Annotated in this window: 16 protein-coding genes and 1 pseudogene; 13 read left to right on the top strand and 4 right to left on the bottom strand. The window is 71.0% G+C overall.

The features are described from left to right. Positions 1-205 precede the first annotated feature (205 nt). Positions 206-634, bottom strand: a complete 429-nt coding sequence (locus tag ABT063_RS23260) for a hypothetical protein (RefSeq protein ID WP_351059640.1) — start codon at positions 632-634, stop codon at positions 206-208. Positions 635-702: 68 nt separating this feature from the next. Between ABT063_RS23260 and ABT063_RS23255 the strand changes: the two are divergent. Both ABT063_RS23255 and ABT063_RS23250 read left to right on the top strand, forming a co-directional pair. Continuing rightward, a pseudogene (locus ABT063_RS23255) lies at positions 703-1035 on the top strand (nickel transporter); the annotation flags it as partial. Between the two features lie 45 nt (positions 1036-1080). Next, complete coding sequence (locus tag ABT063_RS23250) at positions 1081-2709, top strand: serine/threonine-protein kinase (RefSeq protein ID WP_351059412.1); 1629 nt, start codon at positions 1081-1083, stop codon at positions 2707-2709. Positions 2710-2746: 37 nt separating this feature from the next. On the opposite strand, the gene ABT063_RS23245 is transcribed toward ABT063_RS23250, so the two are convergent. Beyond that, on the bottom strand, positions 2747-3553 hold the full coding sequence (locus tag ABT063_RS23245; RefSeq protein WP_351059409.1) for an SGNH/GDSL hydrolase family protein: 807 nt from the start codon (positions 3551-3553) through the stop codon (positions 2747-2749). Between the two features lie 300 nt (positions 3554-3853). Between ABT063_RS23245 and ABT063_RS23240 the strand changes: the two genes are divergently transcribed. From ABT063_RS23240 to ABT063_RS23210, 7 genes are all read left to right on the top strand, one after another. Next, entirely contained in the window at positions 3854-5062 is a 1209-nt protein-coding gene (locus tag ABT063_RS23240) for a S8 family peptidase (RefSeq protein WP_351059407.1), read from the top strand. A gap of 218 nt (positions 5063-5280) precedes the next feature. Then, positions 5281-5715, top strand: coding sequence for a hypothetical protein (locus ABT063_RS23235; protein WP_351059404.1), 435 nt, complete (start codon positions 5281-5283; stop codon positions 5713-5715). A 1-nt stretch (position 5716) separates the two neighbouring features. Then, positions 5717-6814 (top strand): GNAT family N-acetyltransferase, encoded by a 1098-nt coding sequence (locus ABT063_RS23230; protein ID WP_351059401.1) that lies wholly within the window; start codon positions 5717-5719, stop codon positions 6812-6814. Positions 6815-7187: 373 nt separating this feature from the next. Further along, a complete protein-coding gene (locus tag ABT063_RS23225; RefSeq protein ID WP_351059398.1) occupies positions 7188-8009 on the top strand; it encodes a glycosyltransferase family 2 protein in 822 nt (273 codons plus the stop codon). Next, positions 8006-9001 (top strand): glycosyltransferase family 2 protein, encoded by a 996-nt coding sequence (locus ABT063_RS23220; protein ID WP_351059395.1) that lies wholly within the window; start codon positions 8006-8008, stop codon positions 8999-9001. Before ABT063_RS23225 ends, ABT063_RS23220 begins: the two co-directional genes overlap by 4 nt. Then, positions 8998-9798 carry a polysaccharide deacetylase family protein gene (locus ABT063_RS23215; RefSeq protein ID WP_351059392.1) on the top strand — a complete coding sequence of 267 codons (801 nt, stop codon included), beginning with the start codon at positions 8998-9000 and terminating at the stop codon, positions 9796-9798. Before ABT063_RS23220 ends, ABT063_RS23215 begins: the two co-directional genes overlap by 4 nt. After that, complete coding sequence (locus ABT063_RS23210; RefSeq protein WP_351059390.1) at positions 9791-13576, top strand: lipopolysaccharide biosynthesis protein; 3786 nt, start codon at positions 9791-9793, stop codon at positions 13574-13576. The genes ABT063_RS23215 and ABT063_RS23210 overlap by 8 nt, the downstream gene beginning before the upstream one ends. 15 nt (positions 13577-13591) lie before the next feature. On the opposite strand, the gene ABT063_RS23205 is transcribed toward ABT063_RS23210, so the two are convergent. Further along, positions 13592-15013, bottom strand: a complete 1422-nt coding sequence (locus ABT063_RS23205; RefSeq protein WP_351059387.1) for a GH39 family glycosyl hydrolase — start codon at positions 15011-15013, stop codon at positions 13592-13594. A gap of 166 nt (positions 15014-15179) precedes the next feature. Here ABT063_RS23205 and ABT063_RS23200 point away from each other — a divergent pair, with 166 nt between their 5' ends. Further along, positions 15180-16274, top strand: coding sequence for a DUF5925 domain-containing protein (locus tag ABT063_RS23200; protein WP_351059384.1), 1095 nt, complete (start codon positions 15180-15182; stop codon positions 16272-16274). Positions 16275-16319: 45 nt separating this feature from the next. Continuing rightward, the gene (locus tag ABT063_RS23195) at positions 16320-17072 is read left to right on the top strand and encodes a DUF72 domain-containing protein (protein ID WP_351059382.1); all 753 of its coding nucleotides are present in this window, start codon (positions 16320-16322) and stop codon (positions 17070-17072) included. A gap of 62 nt (positions 17073-17134) precedes the next feature. On the opposite strand, the gene ABT063_RS23190 is transcribed toward ABT063_RS23195, so the two are convergent. Next, entirely contained in the window at positions 17135-17506 is a 372-nt protein-coding gene (locus tag ABT063_RS23190; protein WP_351059380.1) for a GntR family transcriptional regulator, read from the bottom strand. 70 nt (positions 17507-17576) lie between these two features. On the opposite strand from ABT063_RS23190, the gene ABT063_RS23185 reads away from it, so the two are divergent. Then, positions 17577-18506, top strand: coding sequence for a GNAT family N-acetyltransferase (locus ABT063_RS23185; protein ID WP_351059377.1), 930 nt, complete (start codon positions 17577-17579; stop codon positions 18504-18506). Further along, positions 18487-18987: a ribonuclease FAU-1 family protein gene (locus ABT063_RS23180; RefSeq protein ID WP_351059374.1), complete on the top strand. Its 501-nt coding sequence runs from the start codon at positions 18487-18489 to the stop codon at positions 18985-18987. The genes ABT063_RS23185 and ABT063_RS23180 overlap by 20 nt, the downstream gene beginning before the upstream one ends. Positions 18988-19604 lie beyond the last annotated feature (617 nt).

The raw sequence follows: 19604 nt of genomic DNA, 5'->3' as shown, positions 1-19604 counted from the left end.
ATCGCCGTCGCCCTCGGCGCGATGCACGCCCTCGCACCGGGCCACGGCAAGACCCTGATGGCCGCCGTGGCCGCCGCCCGGGGAGGCAGGGCCCGCATGAAGGACGTCCTGCCCCTGGCCGCGTCGGTCACGGTCACCCACACGCTCGGCGTGGTCGCCCTCGGCCTGCTGGTCACGGCCGGCTCGGCGGCGGCGCCCTCGGTGATCACCTGGCTGGGCATCGCGAGCGGCGCGCTGGTGACGGCGGCGGGTCTGACCCTCGTACGACGGGCCTGGCGCAACCGGAGCCACACGCACGGACACGGGCATACGCACGGGCACAGCCATGGGCACGGGCACGGGCACAGCCATGGGCACGGGCACACACACGATCACGAGCACGCCCACGACCACGGGCACGGGGACGGGGACGGGGACGGGGACGACCACGGGCACGGCGACACACACGAGACGGCCGACGCCCCCGAGCGCCCACTGGTCCTGGCGTCCGCACACAGCCACGCCACTGTTGACGCCCCGACACGCGGTCACGCCGCTGCTGAAACCCACACGCACGACCACCCACACCGCCGCCCACAACCCCCCACCGCTCACACTCACGCAAGTCACACCCATGCGAGTCACACCCATGCAGGTCACACCCACGTAAGTCACACCCACGGCGGCTTCACCCACACCCACCCCACCGCTCCCACCCTCCGCGGCACGATCCTCCTCGGCTTCGCCGGTGGCCTCGTGCCCAGCCCCTCCGCCGTGGTGGTGCTGGTGGGGGCGGCAGCCCTGGGGCAGGCCTGGTTCGGGCTCCTGCTCGTCGTCGCGTACGGCGTCGGGCTCGCCCTCACCCTCACTGCGGCCGGCTTCGCGGTCGTCAAGCTCGGTACCGGTGTCACCCGGGTGCTCGACACACGCCCGCGCTGGGCGACCAGCCCCGTGACGGCCCTGGTCCGTCGGGCCGCCCCCCTGGGGTCCGCGCTCGTCGTCGTGGCACTCGGCGCCGGACTCGTGCTCAAGGGGGCGGCATCCGCACTCGGCTGAGCTACTTTTGGGGAGAGATCACGCGGATGCGAAGAGGGGGCGCCCGTGTCCGAAGTACCGGGCAGTGAACGTCTGATCGCGGGCCGCTACCGTCTGCTGTCCCCGCTCGGCGAGGGCGGCATGGGCACCGTGTGGCGCGCCCGCGACGAGGTGCTGCACCGCGAGGTCGCCGTCAAGGAGGTGCGCGCGCCCGCCGGGCTGCAGGGACCCGAGGTCGAGCGGATGTACGCCCGGCTGGAGCGCGAGGCGTGGGCGGCGGCCCGGGTCGCCAACCGCAACGTGGTGACGGTGTACGACGTGGCCACGCAGGACGGCCGCCCCTGGATCGTCATGGAGATCGTCCGTGGCATCTCGCTCGCCGAGCTCCTGGACGCCGAGGGCCCGCTCACCCCGCAACGCACCGCGCACATCGGCGCCGAGGTGCTGTCCGCGCTGCGGGCCGCCCATGCGGCCGGGGTGCTGCACCGGGACGTGAAGCCGGCCAACGTGCTGATGTCGAACGACGGGCGGGTCGTGCTCACCGACTTCGGCATCGCCATGGTCGAGGGCAGTTCCGCGCTGACCATGACCGGCGAGGTCATCGGCTCACCCGAGTTCCTGGCTCCGGAGCGGGCGCTGGGCCGTACGCCGGGCCCGGAATCCGACCTGTGGTCGCTCGGCGTGCTGCTGTACTCGGCGGTCGAGGGCAACTCCCCCTTCCGTCAGAACACCCCGCTCAGCACCCTGCGCGCGATCGTGGACGAGGAGCTGCCGCCGCCGCACCGGGCCGGTCCGCTCACGCCCGTGATCGAGGGGCTGCTGCGCAAGGACCCGGCCGAGCGGCTGTCGGCCGAGCGGGCCGAGCGGGATCTGCGGGTGATCGGGGCGGGCGGCACGCCTCGCGCGGACGCCGTGCAGACGTCCCCCTATACGCCTTATGCGCCGACGGTCGCCGCCTCCCCCCAGCAGCCCCCGCCGACGGCACCGGGTCCGCAACCGTGGACGCAGCCGACCCCGGCGGCAGGCCCGACGGCCGCCACGGCCACCCGCCCGGCACCGAACCGCAACCGCCGCGCCGCCGTCGTACTGATCGCGGGCCTCGCCGCCCTCGCACTGGCGATCGCCGGGCTGACGTACGCGCTGCTGAACCGTGACGACGGGGACCAGGCCGGAGGCGGCACCAAGAACGAGACACCCGGGCTGAGTTCGCCCGCGCCCAGCGACACCCCCAGCGGTACACAGGACACCGGAGATCCCGAGCCCACTCCCAGCCGGAGCAGCAGCGCCACGACCGCTCCCCCGCCGCAGTCGGTGCAAGTGTCGCTGGCCGGCTCGAACACCGACTACACCGGCAGTTGTCCGCCGCCGCAGGGCGAGGCACCCGCCTTCACGGCGACGTTCACGGTCGGCGACCTGCCTGCGGAGGTGCGTTATCGCTGGGTGTCGCGGGACGGCGAGGTCATGGACGCGGGGTGGAAGACCCTCTCGTTCCCGGAGGGCGGCGACCGGACCAAGCAGGACACGGCGTTCGTGACCACGAACGACAACAGCGGGAGTTTCGAGAACGAGATCAGTGTCGAGGTCCGCGATCCGGTGCGCACGACGTCCAACTCGGTGCCGTTCTCGGTGACCTGTGAGACGGAGACCCCGTCGGACGGGGCCTCCGCTTCTGGCTCACCTTCTCCTGAGGACTGAGCCTTCTCCCTGAGAACTCAGGCCTTCTCCATGAGAACTAGACCGCGCCGGTCAGCACCGGCAGGTACCCGCCGGACTGCCCCGCCGCCGTCGGGTGATACGACTCACCGACGTTGAGCCAGTTGAGGCTGTGCAGCCAGGAGCTGCCGGAGCAGATCTCGTGGCCGGTGAAGGTGGGGCGGACGTCGCCGAAGACGAAGCCGTGGTCCGCGGCTCGCTTGGCGATGGCGGTGTCGAGATGGTCCGCTGCGTCGTTGATCGCCTTCCGCTTGGTCTCGGAGAGGCCGACGCACGAGGTGCCGAGCTTGTAGAAGCGGGGGTAACCGAGCACGACCACGCGGGCGTTCGGGGCCTTGGTGCGGATCGCCGAGTAGACGCCGTCGAGCCGGCCGGGCAGCGTCGTGTCGACGTACGCCTTCGCGGTGTTGATCCGGGACACGCAGGAGCTGTCGGACTGGAGCACACAGGTCGTCATGACGTCGGCGAAGCCCGCGTCGTTGCCGCCGACGCTGATCGAGACCAGGGCGGTGGCGGCGCTGAGCGGGGTCAGTTGATTCGCCAGAACATCACCCGTTCGGGCGCCCGAGCAGGCGGTGAAGTCGAAGGACGAGGGTGAGTGGGCGGCGGCCCAGAGGTAGGGATAGGCCTTCGTGCTGCGCTTGCAGTCGCCGCTCGCGGAGAGGTAGCTGCCGGCGCCGAGCCCGGAGGAGTAGGAGTCGCCGAGCGCCACATAGCCGCCGGGTGCGGCGAGTTGTGACGCCTGCGCCGTGGCGGCCCCGGTGAGGGCGGCACAGGCGGCGAGAAGGAGCGAGCTGACGTATACGGCAAGTCGGGAACGTCTCATGGAACCTCCCTTTAGCAGGATCTCTGCCATAACCGTCGTAGCAACTACGCGTGTTGACCGGAAGTGTCCATGCCAAAACTTGTCTCAGTGGCGCATTCGCGACGCTGCTTGATTACGCGGGCATGACAAATATGTGACAGGGCGTCAAGTCCCTTGATCTACACACGTAGACCACTGATTCTTTACTCAGCCGCAGGGCGGAACGCGACGCTCCACGGCCGTGCGCGCGACGACGCGCGCACCCCCCACAGACGCGCGCCCCACCCAGGCGTGCGCCGCCAAGAGGAGGACTCCCTCGTAATGGCAGAACTGCGTAGCAAGAAGGTCCGGATCGCCGCGATAACCAGCCTGGCGACCGCCGCCCTCGTGGGCGGGCTCACCGCTCTCCCCGCCCAGGCCGCCCCGGCCGAGGGCAAGGTCCTGGCCGCCGGTTCCCCCACGGCGATCAAGGACAGCTACATCGTCACGCTCAAGCAGGGCGCCGGCCTCAAGGCGTCCTCGAGCGCGGGCAAGAGTCTGGTCAAGGAGTACGGCGGCACCGTCAAGAAGACGTTCGGCGCGGCGCTGAACGGCTACTCGGCCAGCCTCTCCGCGGCCGAGGCCAGGAGACTCGCCGCCGACCCGGCGGTGGCCTCCGTCGAGCAGGACCAGCGCGTCCAGCTCGCCGACACCACGCAGTCCAACGCCCCCTGGGGCCTGGACCGCGTCGACCAGACCTCCCTGCCGCTGTCCGGCACCTACACCTACCCGGACAGCGCGGGCAGCGGCGTGACGGCCTACGTCATCGACACCGGCGTGCGCATCACCCACCAGCAGATCAGCGGCCGCGCCACCAACGGCTACGACGCCGTCGACGGCGACAACGTCGCCCAGGACGGCAACGGCCACGGCACCCACGTGGCCACGACGATCGCGGGCACGACGTACGGCGTCGCCAAGAAGGCGAAGATCGTGGCGGTCCGCGTGCTGAACAACTCCGGCTCCGGCACCACGGCCGGCGTGATCGCGGGCATCGACTGGGTGACGGCGAACCACTCCGGCCCCTCGGTCGCCAACATGTCCCTGGGCGGCGGTGTGTCCACCACCCTGGACGCGGCCGTGCGCCGCTCCATCGCGAGCGGCGTGACCTACGCCGTCGCGGCGGGCAACAGCAGCACCACCGCCTCCTCGTCCTCCCCGGCCCGGGTCACCGAGGCGATCACCGTCGGCGCCACCACCAGCACCGACGCCAAGGCCAGCTACTCCAACTACGGCTCGGTCCTGGACATCTTCGCCCCCGGCTCCTCCATCACGGCGGGCTGGTACACCAGCGACACCGCGACGAACACCATCTCCGGTACGTCGATGGCCACCCCGCACGTCGCGGGCGCGGCCGCGGTCTACCTGGCGGGCCACACCTCGGCCACCCCGGCCCAGGTCGCCACGGCCCTGGTGAACGGCTCCACCACCGGCAAGGTCACCAGCGCGGGCACCGGTTCCCCGAACCGGCTGCTGAAGATCGTGCCGTGAGTGCAGTGAGTGCCGTGAGTGCGGTGAGTACCAAGACGCCAACTCGCGCCATCTGAACCACCGTTCCCCGGAGGCACAGCCGCCTCCGGGGAACGCCCGTACCAGGCCCGCCAAGTCGTACTCCACTCGGTGTGACCGTCTTCCGCATCTTGACGGCCCCCGCGCGGCTGAGCGACATTGAAGCCCGGCATCCGGCGCTTCGGGGGGCAAAGTCGCCAATGCAGACCATACGCATCAAGACATCTTCAACAGCGTCATCGGACGGCGCCGAGCGGGCGCGGCCAGGGCCGGGGAGGGACCTGTCGCCACTGCTCGCGGGCGCCGCGACGGCGGTCGGGGGATGCGGCGCGCTGCTCGCGCTCGCCGACTCGGACTCGCCGCTGCGCGGTCCGCTCACGCTGTTCTTCCTGCTCGCGGCGCCCGCCGCGGCCATCGCCGCGGCCCTGCGCGGGCTGGAACCGTTCGGCCGTCTGGTCGCCGCGGTTGCGGGTTCGGTCGTGGTCAACATGCTGGTGGCCCAGGGCATGCTGGCCGTGCACCGCTGGTCCGTGCGCGGTGGGATCGTGGCGGTGACCGCGATCAGCGCCCTCGTTCTCCTGCTGGTTCTGGTACGGCGGCTGCGGGGCCGTGCGGCGAGAAGACAGGGCATCTGACGTGGACATCAGCGTGTACCGCCCCGGCGAGCTGAGCGCGGCAGACCGGGCGGCGTGGACGGCGATGCAGTCCAAGGCCCATCTGCACGGGTCGCCCGAGCTGGCGAACCCTTTCCTCGCACCGGAGTTCGCGCTCGCGGTGGGCCGGTGCCGACGCGGGGTGCGGATCGCGGTCGTACGGGAGGACGGCGAGCCCGCCGCGTTCTTCCCCTACCAGAGATCGGCCGCCGGCGTCGGCCGGGCCATCGGCCTCGGCGTCTCGGACGCCCAGGGCGTGGTGCACCGGCCCGGGTTCGCCTGGGACGCCCGGGAGCTGATGCGGGCCTGCGGGCTGGCCGTGTGGGAGTTCGACCACCTGGTGGAGGGCCAGCGGCCGTTCGAGGCGGAGGCCTCCGGCACCTTCCCGTCCCCGGTCATGGACGTCGACCGGGGCTACGAGGCCTATCTGGCCCAACTGCGCGCGCAGTCGCCGAAGTTCACCCGCACCACACTCGCCAAGGAGCGCAAGCTCGGCCGGGACGCGGGCGAGGTGACGTACGTCCACGACGAGCGCGACCCGGCCGCCCTGCGCACGCTGATGGACTGGAAGTCCGCGCAGTACCGCAGGACCGGGCGCAGCGACCGCTTCGCGCACGACTGGATCACCCGGCTCGTCCAGCAGCTGTTCCACACCCGCTCCGAGCCGTTCGCGGGGATCCTGTCGGTGCTGTACGCGGACGGCAAGCCGATCGCCGCGCACTTCGGGCTGCGCACCGAGCGGGTGCTCGCGTGCTGGTTCCCGGCGTACGACCCGGCGTACTCGAAGTACTCCCCGGGCCTGGTCCTGCATCTGCGCATGGCCGAGGCGGCCGCCGCCGACGGCATCGCGTATCTCGATCTCGGCCGGGGCCAGAAGGAATACAAGGACTCCCTGAAGACACGCGAGCTGAAGGTGTCCGAAGGGTGGGTGACACGACGTCACCCGGTGGCGCTCGGGCATCGGGCCCGCCGCGCCCCGGTACGGGCTCTGCGCAATGCCGTGGTGTCCCGGCCGGAGCTGTTCGAACCGGCCGACAAACTACTCAAACGGGTGGGAAAGATCCGCTCGGGGCGTTCGTGACAGTCGATCGGTAACGGTCAAACCAACAAAAACGTGAGGCCTCGTTCCAGGTCTTGCCATACAGGTTCAATCATCAATACCGTCGTACATCTCACCCGCATCGGTCCGTCGGCTAGCGGTTTTAGGGGAGGGCTCAAGGACCGCGACGGCCCGGCGCGGGGCGCGGTAGGGGGGTGCCGTGCTCGGTGACCGCACTGTGTGACCGAGTCGTGCCGCGCGACCGGCTGCCGTTTTGCGGCGCCGGCCAGCTATGCCAGCTCACCCGGCGAGTACGGAGATACATTCCGTCGTGCCGTGCGTGAGAAACCCCCCTTTCGAACCGAACCGGGCCACCCAGGGGCGGGCGGTCCACCGGACGAGAGGGACCAGACTCATGAGCTCAGTTCTGCGCCCGGCGACATCGGGTCAGGATCCTGTGAAAGCCAGGAAATACCGGCCTATCTCCTCTCACCTGGCCATAGCGCCGCCGGTGAGCGTGGTGATCCCCGCCATGAACGAGGCGGAGAATCTCCCGTACGTCTTCAAGACCCTTCCGGACTGGATCCATGAAGTGGTTCTCGTGGACGGCAATTCCACCGACAACACCGTCGAAGTCGCCCGCGAGCTGTGGCCGGACGTCAAGGTCGTCGAGCAGCGCGGCAAGGGCAAGGGCGACGCGCTGATCACCGGCTTCCACGCCTGCACCGGCGACATCATCGTGATGGTCGACGCGGACGGCTCGGCCGACGGCAACGAGATCGTGTCGTACGTCTCCGCCCTCGTCTCGGGCGCGGACTTCGCCAAGGGCTCCCGCTTCGCCAACGGCGGCGGCACCGACGACATGACCTTCATCCGCAAGCTCGGCAACTGGGCACTGTGCACGGCCGTCAACCGCAAGTTCGGCGCCCGCTACACGGACCTGTGCTACGGCTACAACGCGTTCTGGAGGTACTGCCTGGACAAGATCGACCTCGACTGCACCGGCTTCGAGGTCGAGACCCTGATGAACATCCGGGTGGTGAAGGCCGGGCTGAAGGTGCAGGAGATACCGAGCCACGAGTACCTCCGCATCCACGGCACCAGCAATCTGCGGGCCGTGCGGGACGGGCTGAGGGTGCTCAGGGTGATCCTGCGGGAGCGCTCCAACCGGCGTGCCCTGCGCAGCCGTCCGCAGCACTCCCCGATGCTCGACACGGTCCGGGGAGAGGTGTCTTGACCGATCCCGACATCTCCGTCGTGATCTGCGTCTACACCGAGGACCGCTGGGAGGACATCCTCGCGGCGGTCTCCTCGGTGCGGGCGCAGTCACGGCCGGCCCTGGAAACGCTGCTCGTCGTCGACCACAACGCGGCGCTCCTGGACCGGCTGTCCAGGGAGTACAAGGACGCCGAGGGTGCCGACGAGGTGCGGGTGCTCGCCAACGCGGGCCCCCGCGGCCTGTCCGCCGGCCGCAACACCGGGATCGCCGCCTCGCGCGGCGACGTCGTCGCGTTCCTGGACGACGACGCCGTCGCCGAGCGGGACTGGCTCAGGCACTTCGCTTCAGGCTACGCCGATCCCCGGGTGATGGCCGTCGGCGGCCGTACGGTGCCCATCTGGGCGTCGGGCCGCCGGCCGGCCTGGTTTCCGGAGGAGTTCGACTGGGTGGTGGGCTGCACGTACAAGGGCCTGCCCGCCGGGCTGGTGCGGGTGCGCAACGTGCTCGGCGGCAACGCCTCCTTCCGCCGTACGGCGTTCGACGCGGCGGGCGGTTTCGCCACCGGCATCGGGCGCGACGGCGACAAGCGTCCGCTGGGCTGCGAGGAGACGGAACTGTGCATCCGCCTCACCCGCGCCCGGCCCGACGCCATCCTGCTGATCGACGACCGCGCGGTGATCCACCACCGGGTGCCCGAGGCGCGCGAGCACTTCGGGTACTTCCGCACGCGTACGTATGCCGAGGGCCTGTCGAAGGCGCTGGTGGCCCGAAGTGTCGGTTCGGACAAGGGACTCGAGTCCGAGCGCCGGTACGCCACGCGGGTGCTGCCCGCCGGTGTGGCGCGCGGGCTGCGGGACGCCCTGCTGGTCCGGCCGGGGGGCGCCGGTCGCGCGGGGGCGATCGTCGCCGGGGTGCTGACGGCGGCCGGTGGGTACGTCGTGGGGAGCGTCCGGGCGCGCCGGGGCAGGACGACCTTCGTGGTGACGGAGATCGAGGGGGGAAGCAGATGACCGAGGCGCCCGTGCCGATCCTCATGTACCACGCGATCGCGACCGACCCGAACGAGGCCACACGGGAGTTGTCGGTGGCTCCGGAGGCCTTCGCCCAGCAGATGGCGGTGATCGCGGGACTCGGCTTCACCCCCGTCACCACGGCCGCTCTCGCCGCCCGTTGGCGCTCGGGCCGGCCGCTGCCCGAGCGGCCGGTCCTGATCACCTTCGACGACGGCTACGAGGGCGTGCACCGGCACGCCCTCCCCGTCCTCGCCAAGCACGGTTTCGCCGCCACGCTGTTCGTCTCCACCGGGTGGATCCGGGGCGCGTACGACACCGGGGGCGGTCTGGACGCCATGCTGGACTGGGACCAGGTCCGCGAACTCGCGGCGGCGGACGTGGAGATCGGCGGGCACAGCCACACCCACCCGCAGCTCGACCAGCTCGACGACGCCGGCCTGCGCCACGAGCTGATCCACTGCAAGGAGATCGTCTCGGACGGACTCGGCGCCGTCCCGGCCTCGTTCGCCTACCCCTACGGCTACTCCAGCCGCCGGGTGCGGCAGGCGGTGCGCGAGACGGGGTACGGCCAGGCGCTCGCCGTCGGCAACGGCCTGGCGCGCCGCCGCCAGGGGCCGTACGCCCTGCGACGCGTCACCGTGCGCCGCGCCACGGGCGTCGAGGAGTTCGAGCGGCTGGTCGAGGGCCGCGCGATCGCCCGGAACTTCGCCAGGGACCGGGCCCTCACCAAGGGGTACGCCCTGGTCCGCAGAGCACGACAGGTCCGCCGGAAGGCCATCCGTTCCCGTGTCTGACACGACCACGACCACGACCGAGGAAGAGTCGCCCGCGACCGAGGCGCCCGAGCGGCCGGGGCGCCGGCTCCGGCTGCCCGGAATGGGCCCGGGGGGCAGTCAGCTGTTCCGCAACGCCTACGCCCTGATGCTGAACACCGGCATCTCCGCGGTGCTCGGCCTCGGGTTCTGGCTGGCCGCGGCCCGCTACTACTCCGAGTCGGCCGTGGGCCAGGGCTCCGCCGCGATCGCCGCGATGAAGCTGCTCGCCGGCCTGACCGCGGTCACCCTGACCGGGGCGCTGGCCCGCTTCATCCCGATCGCGGGACGGAACACCGGGCGGCTCATCTTCCGTACCTACGCGGGCAGTTCGGTGATCGTGGCGCTGGCCGCGCTGGTCTTCCTGCTCACCCTGGACGCGTGGGGGCCGTCGTACCGCTTCCTGCACGGGCCGGTCCACGGGCTCGGTTTCGTCGTGGCCGTCGTGGCGTGGTCGCTGCTGACGCTCCAGGACGGGGTGCTGACCGGGCTGCGCAGCGCGCTGTGGGTGCCGGTCGGCAACACCGTGTTCTCTGCCGTCAAGCTGGGGCTGCTGGTCGCCTTCGCGGTGGCCATCCCCACCACCGGCGTCTTCGTGTCCTGGGTCGCGGCGATCGCCTTCTCCGTGCTGCCATTGGGCTGGCTGGTGTTCCGGCGGCTGGTGCCGCGGCATGTGAAGGCCACCGAGGACCATGCCCGGCCGCCGACGCTGAAGGAGATCGGGCGCTTCCTGGCGGGCGACTACACCGGCTCGCTGTTCTCGCTCGCCGTGGTCTACCTGGTCCCCGTGATCATCGCCTCGCAGGTCAGCTCCGAGGACAACGCGTACTTCTACATCACCACCACGATCGGCGGCACGGTCAACCTGCTCGCCATCAACATGGGTGCCTCCCTCACCGTCGAGGGCTCGCACGACCCGCGCCGGCTGGCCGCCAACACCCGGGCCGCGCTGAAGCGGATGGCCCGGATCATGCTGCCGGTGGCCGGGGTGCTGTTCTTCGGCGCCCCCTGGATCCTCGGCGTGTTCGGCGCGGGCTACGCGGACGCGGCCACCCCGCTGCTGCGCTGGTTCGCGGTCGGCGCGGTGCTGCGGGTGGTCATGGAGACGTACTTCGCGGTGCTGCGCGCGCAGAGCCGCACGGCCGGACTGGCCTGGCTGCAGGGCCTGCTCTGCGTCATGGTGCTCGGTCTGACGCTGCTGCTGCTCCCCCGCATGGGCCTGACCGGTGCGGGCGTCGCGGAGATCTCCTCGCTCGCGGTGATCGTCGCGATCGCCGCGCCCAAGCTGTACAAGATCGTCCGTGCCTCGGGTGCCGACATCCCCGAGAGCGCGGCGCCCGACGGGGACCTCGCCGACCTGGGGGCGCGTGAGGTCCCCGCCCAGGCGGCACCGCACCGGCGCGGGCCCGGCTGGGCGCTCGACCAGGACACGCTCGCCCTCGGTATCCATGTCGACCTCGACCATCCGGAACGCCGGCCCGACGTCCGCCCGGGGCCGGGCACACCGCCCACGGGCACGCCCGTGCTTCCCGAAGACCAGCGGCCGGCCTGGGTGCGGAAGCCGGAGCTGGGGTTGCCGGTGGAAGAGCGGGAACCGGGCTCCGAGGCGTCGTTGGGGCCGGCGGAGGTGGACGCGCCGTTCGATGCGGAGGCCCCCGTAGAGCCCGTAGAGCCCGTAGAGCCCGTAGAGCCCGTAGAGGAAGTCGTACGGGAAGAGGCACCGGTGCGCGAAGAGGTGCCCTCGCGTGCACCCACGCGCCTTGGCGTGATCCTCGGCTGTCTCCTGACCGCCGCGCTCCTGTTGTACTGGGTGCCCGCGCTGCGCCTCGGCGAGGCCGAACTCGACGAGATGGGCGGGCTGGGGCTGATCTCCGTCCTGCCCCTGCCCACCCTCGTGGGCGCGGCACTGCTGGTCGTCGTGTTCGCCTCCCTGCTGTGGCTGGGCCGCGAGCACCGGGCGCTGCTGCTGGTCACGTTGCTCGCGACCGTGGTCTCGCTGCACGCGCTGCCCGCCCTGATCGAGACCGAGCCGCGGTTCGCGACGGCCTGGCAGCATCTCGGCTTCCTCGACTACATCGACCGGACCGGGTCGGCCGTACCCGACCTGGACGCGCGCTGGAGCTGGCCGGGCTTCTTCGCGGTGGCCGCGTTCGTGCTGAAGGCCTGCGGGGTCAGTGACCTCACCGAGGTCATCCGCTGGTGGCCGCTCGCCATCCAGCTGCTGTATCTCGCGCCGATGTTCCTCCTCGTCCGCTCGATGCGGGCGAGCTGGCGGGCCAAGTGGACCGGCATCTGGATCTTCGTGCTCAGCGGCTGGGTCGGCCAGGACTACTTCTCCCCGCAGGGCTTCACGTATCTCCTCTACCTGGTGTTCGTGGCGATCCTGCTCGTCTGGTTCCGGGCTCCGGGCGTGATCTGGACGAAGCGGCGGCCGGGCGAGATCGAGGTCGAGCCGACGAACCGGCGGCAGCGGGCCGTGCTGCTCATGGTCGTGATCGGCCTGTTCGCGGCGAGCGTCCCGGCGCACCAGCTCACCCCGTTCGTGATGCTGGGCGTGCTGGCGGTGCTCGTCCTGATCGGCCGCAGCGAACTGCGCGGCCTGCCCGTCCTGTTCGGCGTCCTGGTGGCCGTCTGGGTCGGCTTCATGGCCGAGCCGTACTGGTCCGGGCACTTCGACGAGCTGTTCGGCGGGGTCGGCGGCGTCGGCGGCAACGTGTCGTCGTCCGTGTCCGGCCGTATCGAGGGCGGCAGTTCGACGCACAAGCTCGTGCTGTACGCGCGCGTGCTCCTTGCCGGCGGTGTGATGGCCTTCGCCTGCTGGGGCTGGTGGCGGCGGCGCTGGCACAAGTACCGCGAGCGGTCGCTGCTGGTCCTGACCTTCGTGCCGTTCCTTGGCTTCGGCATGCAGTCGTACGGCGGCGAAATGGCGCTGCGGGTCTTCATGTTCGCCCTGCCGGGCGCGGCCCTGCTCGCCGCCCTCGCCCTGTTCCCGCGCACCGGTGTCACGGTCGAGGAGCGCGACAAGGACCGGGTGAGCCTGGCCCCGCTGGCCGCGCTGATGGCGGGTCTGGTGCTCATGGGCGGCTTCCTGGTGGCCCGTTGGGGCAACGAGCCGTTCGAGCGGATCCGGCCCGGCGAGGTCGCCGCCATGGACTACGTGTACGCCCACGACGAGCCGACAGCACGCCTGCTGTGGCTGAGCAATGACACGGTGAACAACGTGACGCCGGCGATGCCGTGGGGCGCGCGGGACATGGAGAAGGTGGAGTACGTGCCCACGCTGGCGCCGACCGACCCCGTGCTGGTTTCGGGGCTGGTCAAGGCGTTGAAGGACGCGGGCCCGAACTCGTATCTGATGATCAACCGCAGTCAGGTGATCTATCTCCAGCTGGACGTGGGCTATTCGAAGACCTGGGAGCCGCGGCTGATCCAGAACCTGGACGCCCGTAAGGAACTGAAGAAGGTCTTCGTCAACGGCGACGTGACGGTGTACACGCTGCGGAACCAGCCCGAGGGCAAGGTCCCGGCCGCGGACCCCGGTCCGATCGGGCCGCAGGTGACGTGGACGCCCTGGTCGGTCGTCGGGGCCCTCGCGGCGCTCGCGCTGATCGTGCTGCTGACGACACGGGAGGTCGTGCGGGTCGCGGTGCGGCCGAGCGTGCGGCAACTGCGGTGGCTGCAGAGCAGCTTCTGGTTCGCGCTGCCGCTGCTGGCGGTGCTGCTCGCCTCGCTGGTGCAGCGGTTCCTGACGATGAAGTGAAGTGGCTTTTACGGCCTACCGGCTGAGCCACTTCACCTCGTACGCCTGCATGTCGAACCGCTTGCCGTCGATCTTCGCGCTGATCCGCCGGTCGAGGATGTTGACGACCAGGATCACCTTGTCGGACGCCAGGACGCGGACGTTGGGTACGTCGTCCGGGGCGACGGACACGGTCTCGTACGCGGTGCCCGGCGGGAACTCCGCGCCGAAGCGGGAGACGAGGTCGTACATGGGCAGCTTCTCACCACCGCTGCCCTTGTCGGTCGGGGTCCACAGGCAGCCCGCGCACTCGTTGCCCTTCTCCTTCTCCGGGTTCCAGTAGAAGCCGGAGGTGGCGCCGCCCTTGACCATGGCGATCATTGCGGTGGCCTGGACGGCGGCGCGACGGGTCTCGGACCAGCCCTTGCGGTCGTCGTTGCCGTCGGCGGGCTCGACGTAGTACTCGGCCCACCACAGCGGCAGGTCACCGGTCCGCGCGCGTACCCATTCGCTCACGGCCGTGAACTTGTCGGTGGCGGCGAACTCGTCGGGCAGCAGTTCGTCGTCCTTGGTGTAGCTGGAGCCGTCCACGACCACGAAGTCGGCGCCGACCTTGTTCTCGTTCCAGTAGGCGAAGGCGTCGAGGACCCGCTGGTCCATGGCGCCCCACGGCCCCTCGAAGGTCGGGGAGGCGTCCTCCGACCGTGGGTCGAGGCTGTCCATCACCAGGTACGGCCCGCCGACCATGATGTCCTTGTCGACCTTCTTCAGGGCCTTGTGAACGAGGTTGTACAGCCGGGTGTAGCCCTCGTAGTCCCAGCGGGCCTTCGCGTCGTTCCAGAAGCCCTTGAACTCGTTCCAGACGACGAAGTGGCGTACATCCGGATAGCGCTTGGCGACGGTCGCGGCGAGGTCGGCGAAGTCCTGGTAGTGGTCGGGCGTCGGGGCGGTCTCCAGGGCGGCCTGGCTCCAGTCGGTGTTGTCGACGCCGCCCCTGCCGCCCTTCATCCAGTCCGGGGCGCAGCACAGGGTGACCACGGGCGTGCCGCCGGAGGAGCGCATGAAGTCGATGCGGCGGTCCAGAGCCTCGAAGTCGTAACGCCCCTTCACCGGCTCGGGGTTGTCGGCGCCCCAGCCCATGATGTGCTGGTTCTGCGGCAGACCCCCGGCCTCCGACAGCAGTCCCTCGACGCGCCCGGTGGCCGCTGAGCTGCCCTCGTCCGCGCTGAACTGGGTGTGCGTGAAACCCCAGCCGACGTCCGGGGTCGTCTCGTCCGACGGGGAGGCCGGTGTGCCGTGCACCTTGTCGCCGTCGCGCGAGGTGCCCTCGGTGCTCGTGCCGCCCCCGGGAAGCGTGTTGAGCAGGGTCACCACCAGGGCCAGTGCGGCCACGCCCACGCCGAGCAGCGCGGTGAGCCGCCACCGCCCCACCCCCGAATTCCACCCATGACGTCCCATCGAGGGCAACGGTAGCCGGGAGGGTACGCGCCGGGGCAGATGTCGTAGCCGCACAGCTCTGTAACAGGGCGGAGGGGATACACCGGGAGCGCAGGGCACCCGCGACACAACCGGCGTGCACCGGAAAGCGGGTGCGCCAGGCCCGCCCGTGCCGGATCATGGCGGCATGTCTGCGAACCCACACGACGCTCTGCCGATCCGGCTCAACGTCGATGACAGCGACTCACCGTCCGACGTCGTCGACGCGCTGTTCCTCGGCCGCTTCGCGACGGGCGAGCAGCCGTACTCGCACGCGGCCAACATCGACCGCGTCCGGTCCGGGGCGACCCTGCTGCCGCCGGGCGCCGGCGTGCTGCGCGTCGCGCGCGACGACGACCGCAGCGCGACGCTGGCGGAGGGCGACGGCTGGACCCTGCTGATCTCCCGCTGGAACCGGGGCGCCGACGTCACGGTCACGGCGACCAGCGCCGAACTGGCGGCGAAGATCCTCGACCAGGCCACGGACGGTGCGGCGGACGAACCCGAGCCGCAGCCGGAGAACGTGACGATGGGTTTCTGGTACGTGTCCCCGAGGCGGGGCCCGCACCGCACCACCCGCCAGATCTCGGCGGGCGCCTGGGACGAGGTGCGGGACAACTACACCGCGCCGGTGGCGGACGCCATGGACCGCCTGATGAAGACGACGCCGGAGGACATCGCCGGCCGGCTGCTCCTGCTGCACGGCCCGCCGGGCACCGGCAAGACCTCGGCGCTGCGGACGCTGGCCCGCTCCTGGCGCGACTGGTGCCAGGTGGACTGCGTCCTGGACCCGGAACGGCTGTTCAGCGATGTCGGCTACCTGATGGACATCGCGATCGGCGAGGAGGACTCCACCGGCAAGGGCCGCTGGCGGCTGCTGTTGCTGGAGGACTGCGACGAGCTGATCCGCGGGGAGGCCAAGCACACGGCGGGCCAGGCGCTGTCCCGGCTGCTGAACCTCACGGACGGCCTGCTCGGCCAGGGCCGCAACGTCCTGGTCGGTGTGACGACCAACGAGGACCTGGAGCGCCTCCACCCGGCCGTGGTCCGCCCCGGCCGCTGCCTGGCCCGCATCGAGGTGGGGCCGCTGACCCGCCGGGAGGCGGTGAACTGGCTCGGCACCGAGGAGGGCGTCGGCCGCGAGGGCGCGACACTGGCGGAGCTGTACGCACTGCGCCGGGGCACGTCCCCGACGTCACTGCCGGAACCGCGGCCCGGGGCGGACGCGGGGTTGTACCTGTAAGGGGCTGTATCCGTACGAGAGCCTCGCGGGTGCTTTCATGAAGGTATGACCCTGTTCGTCGGCACGTCGGGGTGGCAGTACAAGGACTGGCGCGGTGTCCTCTACCCGGACGGGTGCCCCATGCGGCTGTGGCTGGAGGAGTACGCGAGGCGTTTCGCGACGGTCGAGGTCAACAACGCCTTTTACCGGCTGCCGTCGCGGGAGAACTTCGAGGCCTGGCGGGAGCGCGTCCCGCCGGACTTCGTCGTCGCGGTCAAGGCCAGCCGCTATCTGACCCACATCAAGCGGCTGCGGGACCCCGAGGAGCCGGTGCATCGCCTGATGAGCCACGCGGAGGGCCTGGGCGACCGGCTCGGCCCGGTGCTGCTGCAGCTGCCGCCGACACTGCGCGCCGACGCCGGCCTGCTGGAGGCGTGCCTGGGCTGCTTCCCGTCGGCGACCCGGATCGCGGTGGAGCCACGCCATGAGTCCTGGTGGACGCCCGAGGTGCGCAAGGTGCTGGAGAGCCGGGGCGCCGCGCTCTGCTGGGCCGACGCGCGGGCCCGCCCGGTGACACCGTTGTGGCGGACCACCGACTGGGGGTACGTCCGCTTCCACGAGGGCCGTGCCGAGGCGTGGCCGCGCTATGGGCGACAGTCCTTGAAGACGTGGGCCGAGCGGATCGCGGGGACGTGGGCCGACGGGGAGGACGTGTACACGTACTTCAACAACGACCCGAACGGGGCGGCGGTGGAGAACGCGGTGACGTTCGCGGGGGTGGCGGGCGCGGTGGGTCTGGAGCCCACTCGTACCCCGTAGTCTTTTTCCCGCCGCGACGGCGCTCAGCCACGACGGCGTCGTCCGGCGGTGCCGAACCCTGCTCACCCCTCCCCGTAAGCCGCCCGCAGAGCATCCCGCACAGCGGCAAGCGCCGCATCCTCGTCCACCCCCAGCCGCCGAGCCCGCTCGACGTAAGCATGAGCAGCCGACGCCAGCTCGCGCTCCGCGGCCGAGCCGGCGGCAGCCACGAACGTGCCGTTGCGCCCCCGCGTCTCGATCACCCCGTCGCTCTCCAGCGCCCGGTACGCCTTGGCGACCGTGTTCGCCGCCAGGCCCAGCGACTCGGCCAGCCCCCGCACGGTCGGCAGCCGGTACCCCACGGGCAGCACGCCCGCCCGCGCCTGCTCGGAGATCTGCGCCCGCACCTGCTCGTACGGCGGTGCGCTCTCATCGATGTGGATCTTCAAGGTCACGGGGTGATTGTCCCGCACCCACCGGAAAATGAGAGGCACCCGCGCTCGTCCCGCCGTAGCGTGCGCGTATATGACTGTCACCGTGCGCGACCTCCACCCCGAGGTCCGAGCCGACATCGAGGGCTTCGCCCACGTGCGCCGCCTCACGATCCCCTTCTTCCTGATCACCCCGGACTCCCTGGCCTACGACCTCACCCACACCCACCCCGACGCCCACTACCGCCCCCTCGTCGCGGAGGAGGACGGCGAGGTGATCGGCACGGCGCAGGTCGGGATCGTCCACGACAGCCCGGAACCCGGCCAGGGGTACATCAACGTGTACGTGCACCCCGAGCGGACGCGACGCCGCGCCGGCTCGCTGCTGGTCCGCGCCGCCGAGGAGCACCTGGCCGCCCGGGGCGCGACCAGGCTGTTCTCCTGGGTCCTGGACGAACCCGGCAACCGCGCCTTCGCCGAGCGGCACGGCTACCGCGAGAGCCGCTCCGCCCACTTCCTCCGCCTGGACCTGGCCAACGGTACGCTGCCGCCGCTCCAGAGCCTCCCGCCGGACGTCGAGCTGCGCACGGGCGCCGACTTCGCGGACGACCCGCGCCCCCTGTTCGAGCTGGACTCGGAGACGATGTCCGACGAACCGAGCGACATCGTCTATGAGTTCACCGACTACGAGGCCTGGCTGAAGGAGACCTGGAACCACCCCCTCATCAGCCCTGAGCTCACCTCCGTCGCCGTCGTCGACGGCCGCCCCGCCGCCTTCAGCGCGGCCCGCACGGACGGCGGCACCTGGTACGGCACTGTCATGACCGGCACCGCCCGAGCCTTCCGCGGCCGGGGCCTGGCCAAGCTCGCCAAGAACGACTCCCTGCACCGCGCCCGCGCCGCCGGTTTCACGCAGGCGTTCACGGCCAACGACGCCGGCAACGGCCCGATGATCGCGATCAACAAGTGGTTCGGGTACGAGATCTGCGCGACGGAGGTTCGGTATGTCCGCGAACTCGGCTGAGCCGACGCTCCACGTGGACGTCGTCCTCGTGAAGGCGGGCCGTACGAAGATCCGCTACGGCGCAGAACTCCTCGCCGACGACGGCACGCGGATCGCCGTCCGCGCCCCCTGGGCCGGGGGCGGCGTCCGCGACTTCGGCTTCGTCCGCTTCGAGCCCGGCGACGTCTTCACCGAGCACTACTGGCGGGACCGCTGGTACTCGGTGAAGGAGGTCCGCGACTCCGCCGGCGCGCTCAAGGGCTGGTACTGCGACATCACCCGCCCCGCCACGCTCTCCGGCACCGATCTCGTCGTGGAGGATCTCGACCTGGACCTGTGGCGCTCCGCCGACGGCACGGACGTACGGCGGCTGGACGAGGACGAGTTCGCCGAGAGCGGCCTCGCGGACCGGGATCCGCAGGCAGCGTCCGCCGCCGTGGCGGCCCTCGACGAACTGGAGGCGCTGGCCCGCGGGGGCGACTTCGAGGCGTTGCTCACATGACCTGCGGCTCCCCGTCTCCCGGAGCTCACGTCAGGTCGACACAGGCGACAACCGGCACAAGAGCGTCAGCGAGCTCGGTGAGCCACGCCTCCAGTGGCCAGCCCGAGGTGAATGTCGGGATGGGCTCCGGTTCCTCGTCGGCCACCCACCGGCCGAGGTTGCGGCGCTCTTCCCGGCCTCGGGGTCGTCAATGCCGTCGTGGAGCTCGGACCAGGCTCGCGGCGTGGGCGGAAACGTCACACCGGAAGGGCACGGCGCGGTCGATGCCGAAGCGCATTGGGTTCGCTGATCAGCAGGATCCTGCGGCGGTTCCACCGGTCCACCAGCGCTCCGGCCGGCAGGTGAGCGATGAGGAATGGGGAGCGTGCCGGCGGCTCCGACAATCGGAGGTCTGAGGCGGTCGGCGAGTTGTCTGGTGGTCAGCGGTTTTCCGGGACGCTGGGTCGGGAAGAGCCAGGGAACGTCGAGCTCGTTCGACATGACCGCATGTTCGTGATCGCGGGCGGTGCCGACGAGCCGGAGGACGGGCCCGTCCATGGGCGGCGGCAGCCGCAACGGTGTCTCGTGGGGAGGGGTTGCCATGGGCGGTATTGGGGAGGGACTGGCGGATGCCACCA

Origin of the sequence: Streptomyces sp. NPDC002838, assembly GCF_040295365.1 — a bacterium.
Taxonomy (GTDB): Bacteria; Actinomycetota; Actinomycetes; order Streptomycetales; family Streptomycetaceae; genus Streptomyces.
The sequence above is the reverse complement of the archived record's forward strand: the minus strand, read 5'-3'. Positions and strand labels throughout refer to the sequence as shown.

What these genes read in the sequence shown, in the direction of transcription:
- ABT063_RS23245 (WP_351059409.1), bottom strand. Translation starts at nt 3,553, where the DNA reads ATGAGACGTTCCCGACTTGCCGTATACGTCAGCTCGCTCCTTCTCGCC.
- ABT063_RS23240 (WP_351059407.1), top strand. Translation starts at nt 3,854, where the DNA reads ATGGCAGAACTGCGTAGCAAGAAGGTCCGGATCGCCGCGATAACCAGC.
- ABT063_RS23235 (WP_351059404.1), top strand. Translation starts at nt 5,281, where the DNA reads ATGCAGACCATACGCATCAAGACATCTTCAACAGCGTCATCGGACGGC.
- ABT063_RS23225 (WP_351059398.1), top strand. Translation starts at nt 7,188, where the DNA reads ATGAGCTCAGTTCTGCGCCCGGCGACATCGGGTCAGGATCCTGTGAAA.
- ABT063_RS23215 (WP_351059392.1), top strand. Translation starts at nt 8,998, where the DNA reads ATGACCGAGGCGCCCGTGCCGATCCTCATGTACCACGCGATCGCGACC.
- ABT063_RS23205 (WP_351059387.1), bottom strand. Translation starts at nt 15,013, where the DNA reads ATGGGACGTCATGGGTGGAATTCGGGGGTGGGGCGGTGGCGGCTCACC.
- ABT063_RS23200 (WP_351059384.1), top strand. Translation starts at nt 15,180, where the DNA reads ATGTCTGCGAACCCACACGACGCTCTGCCGATCCGGCTCAACGTCGAT.
- ABT063_RS23195 (WP_351059382.1), top strand. Translation starts at nt 16,320, where the DNA reads ATGACCCTGTTCGTCGGCACGTCGGGGTGGCAGTACAAGGACTGGCGC.
- ABT063_RS23185 (WP_351059377.1), top strand. Translation starts at nt 17,577, where the DNA reads ATGACTGTCACCGTGCGCGACCTCCACCCCGAGGTCCGAGCCGACATC.
- ABT063_RS23180 (WP_351059374.1), top strand. Translation starts at nt 18,487, where the DNA reads ATGTCCGCGAACTCGGCTGAGCCGACGCTCCACGTGGACGTCGTCCTC.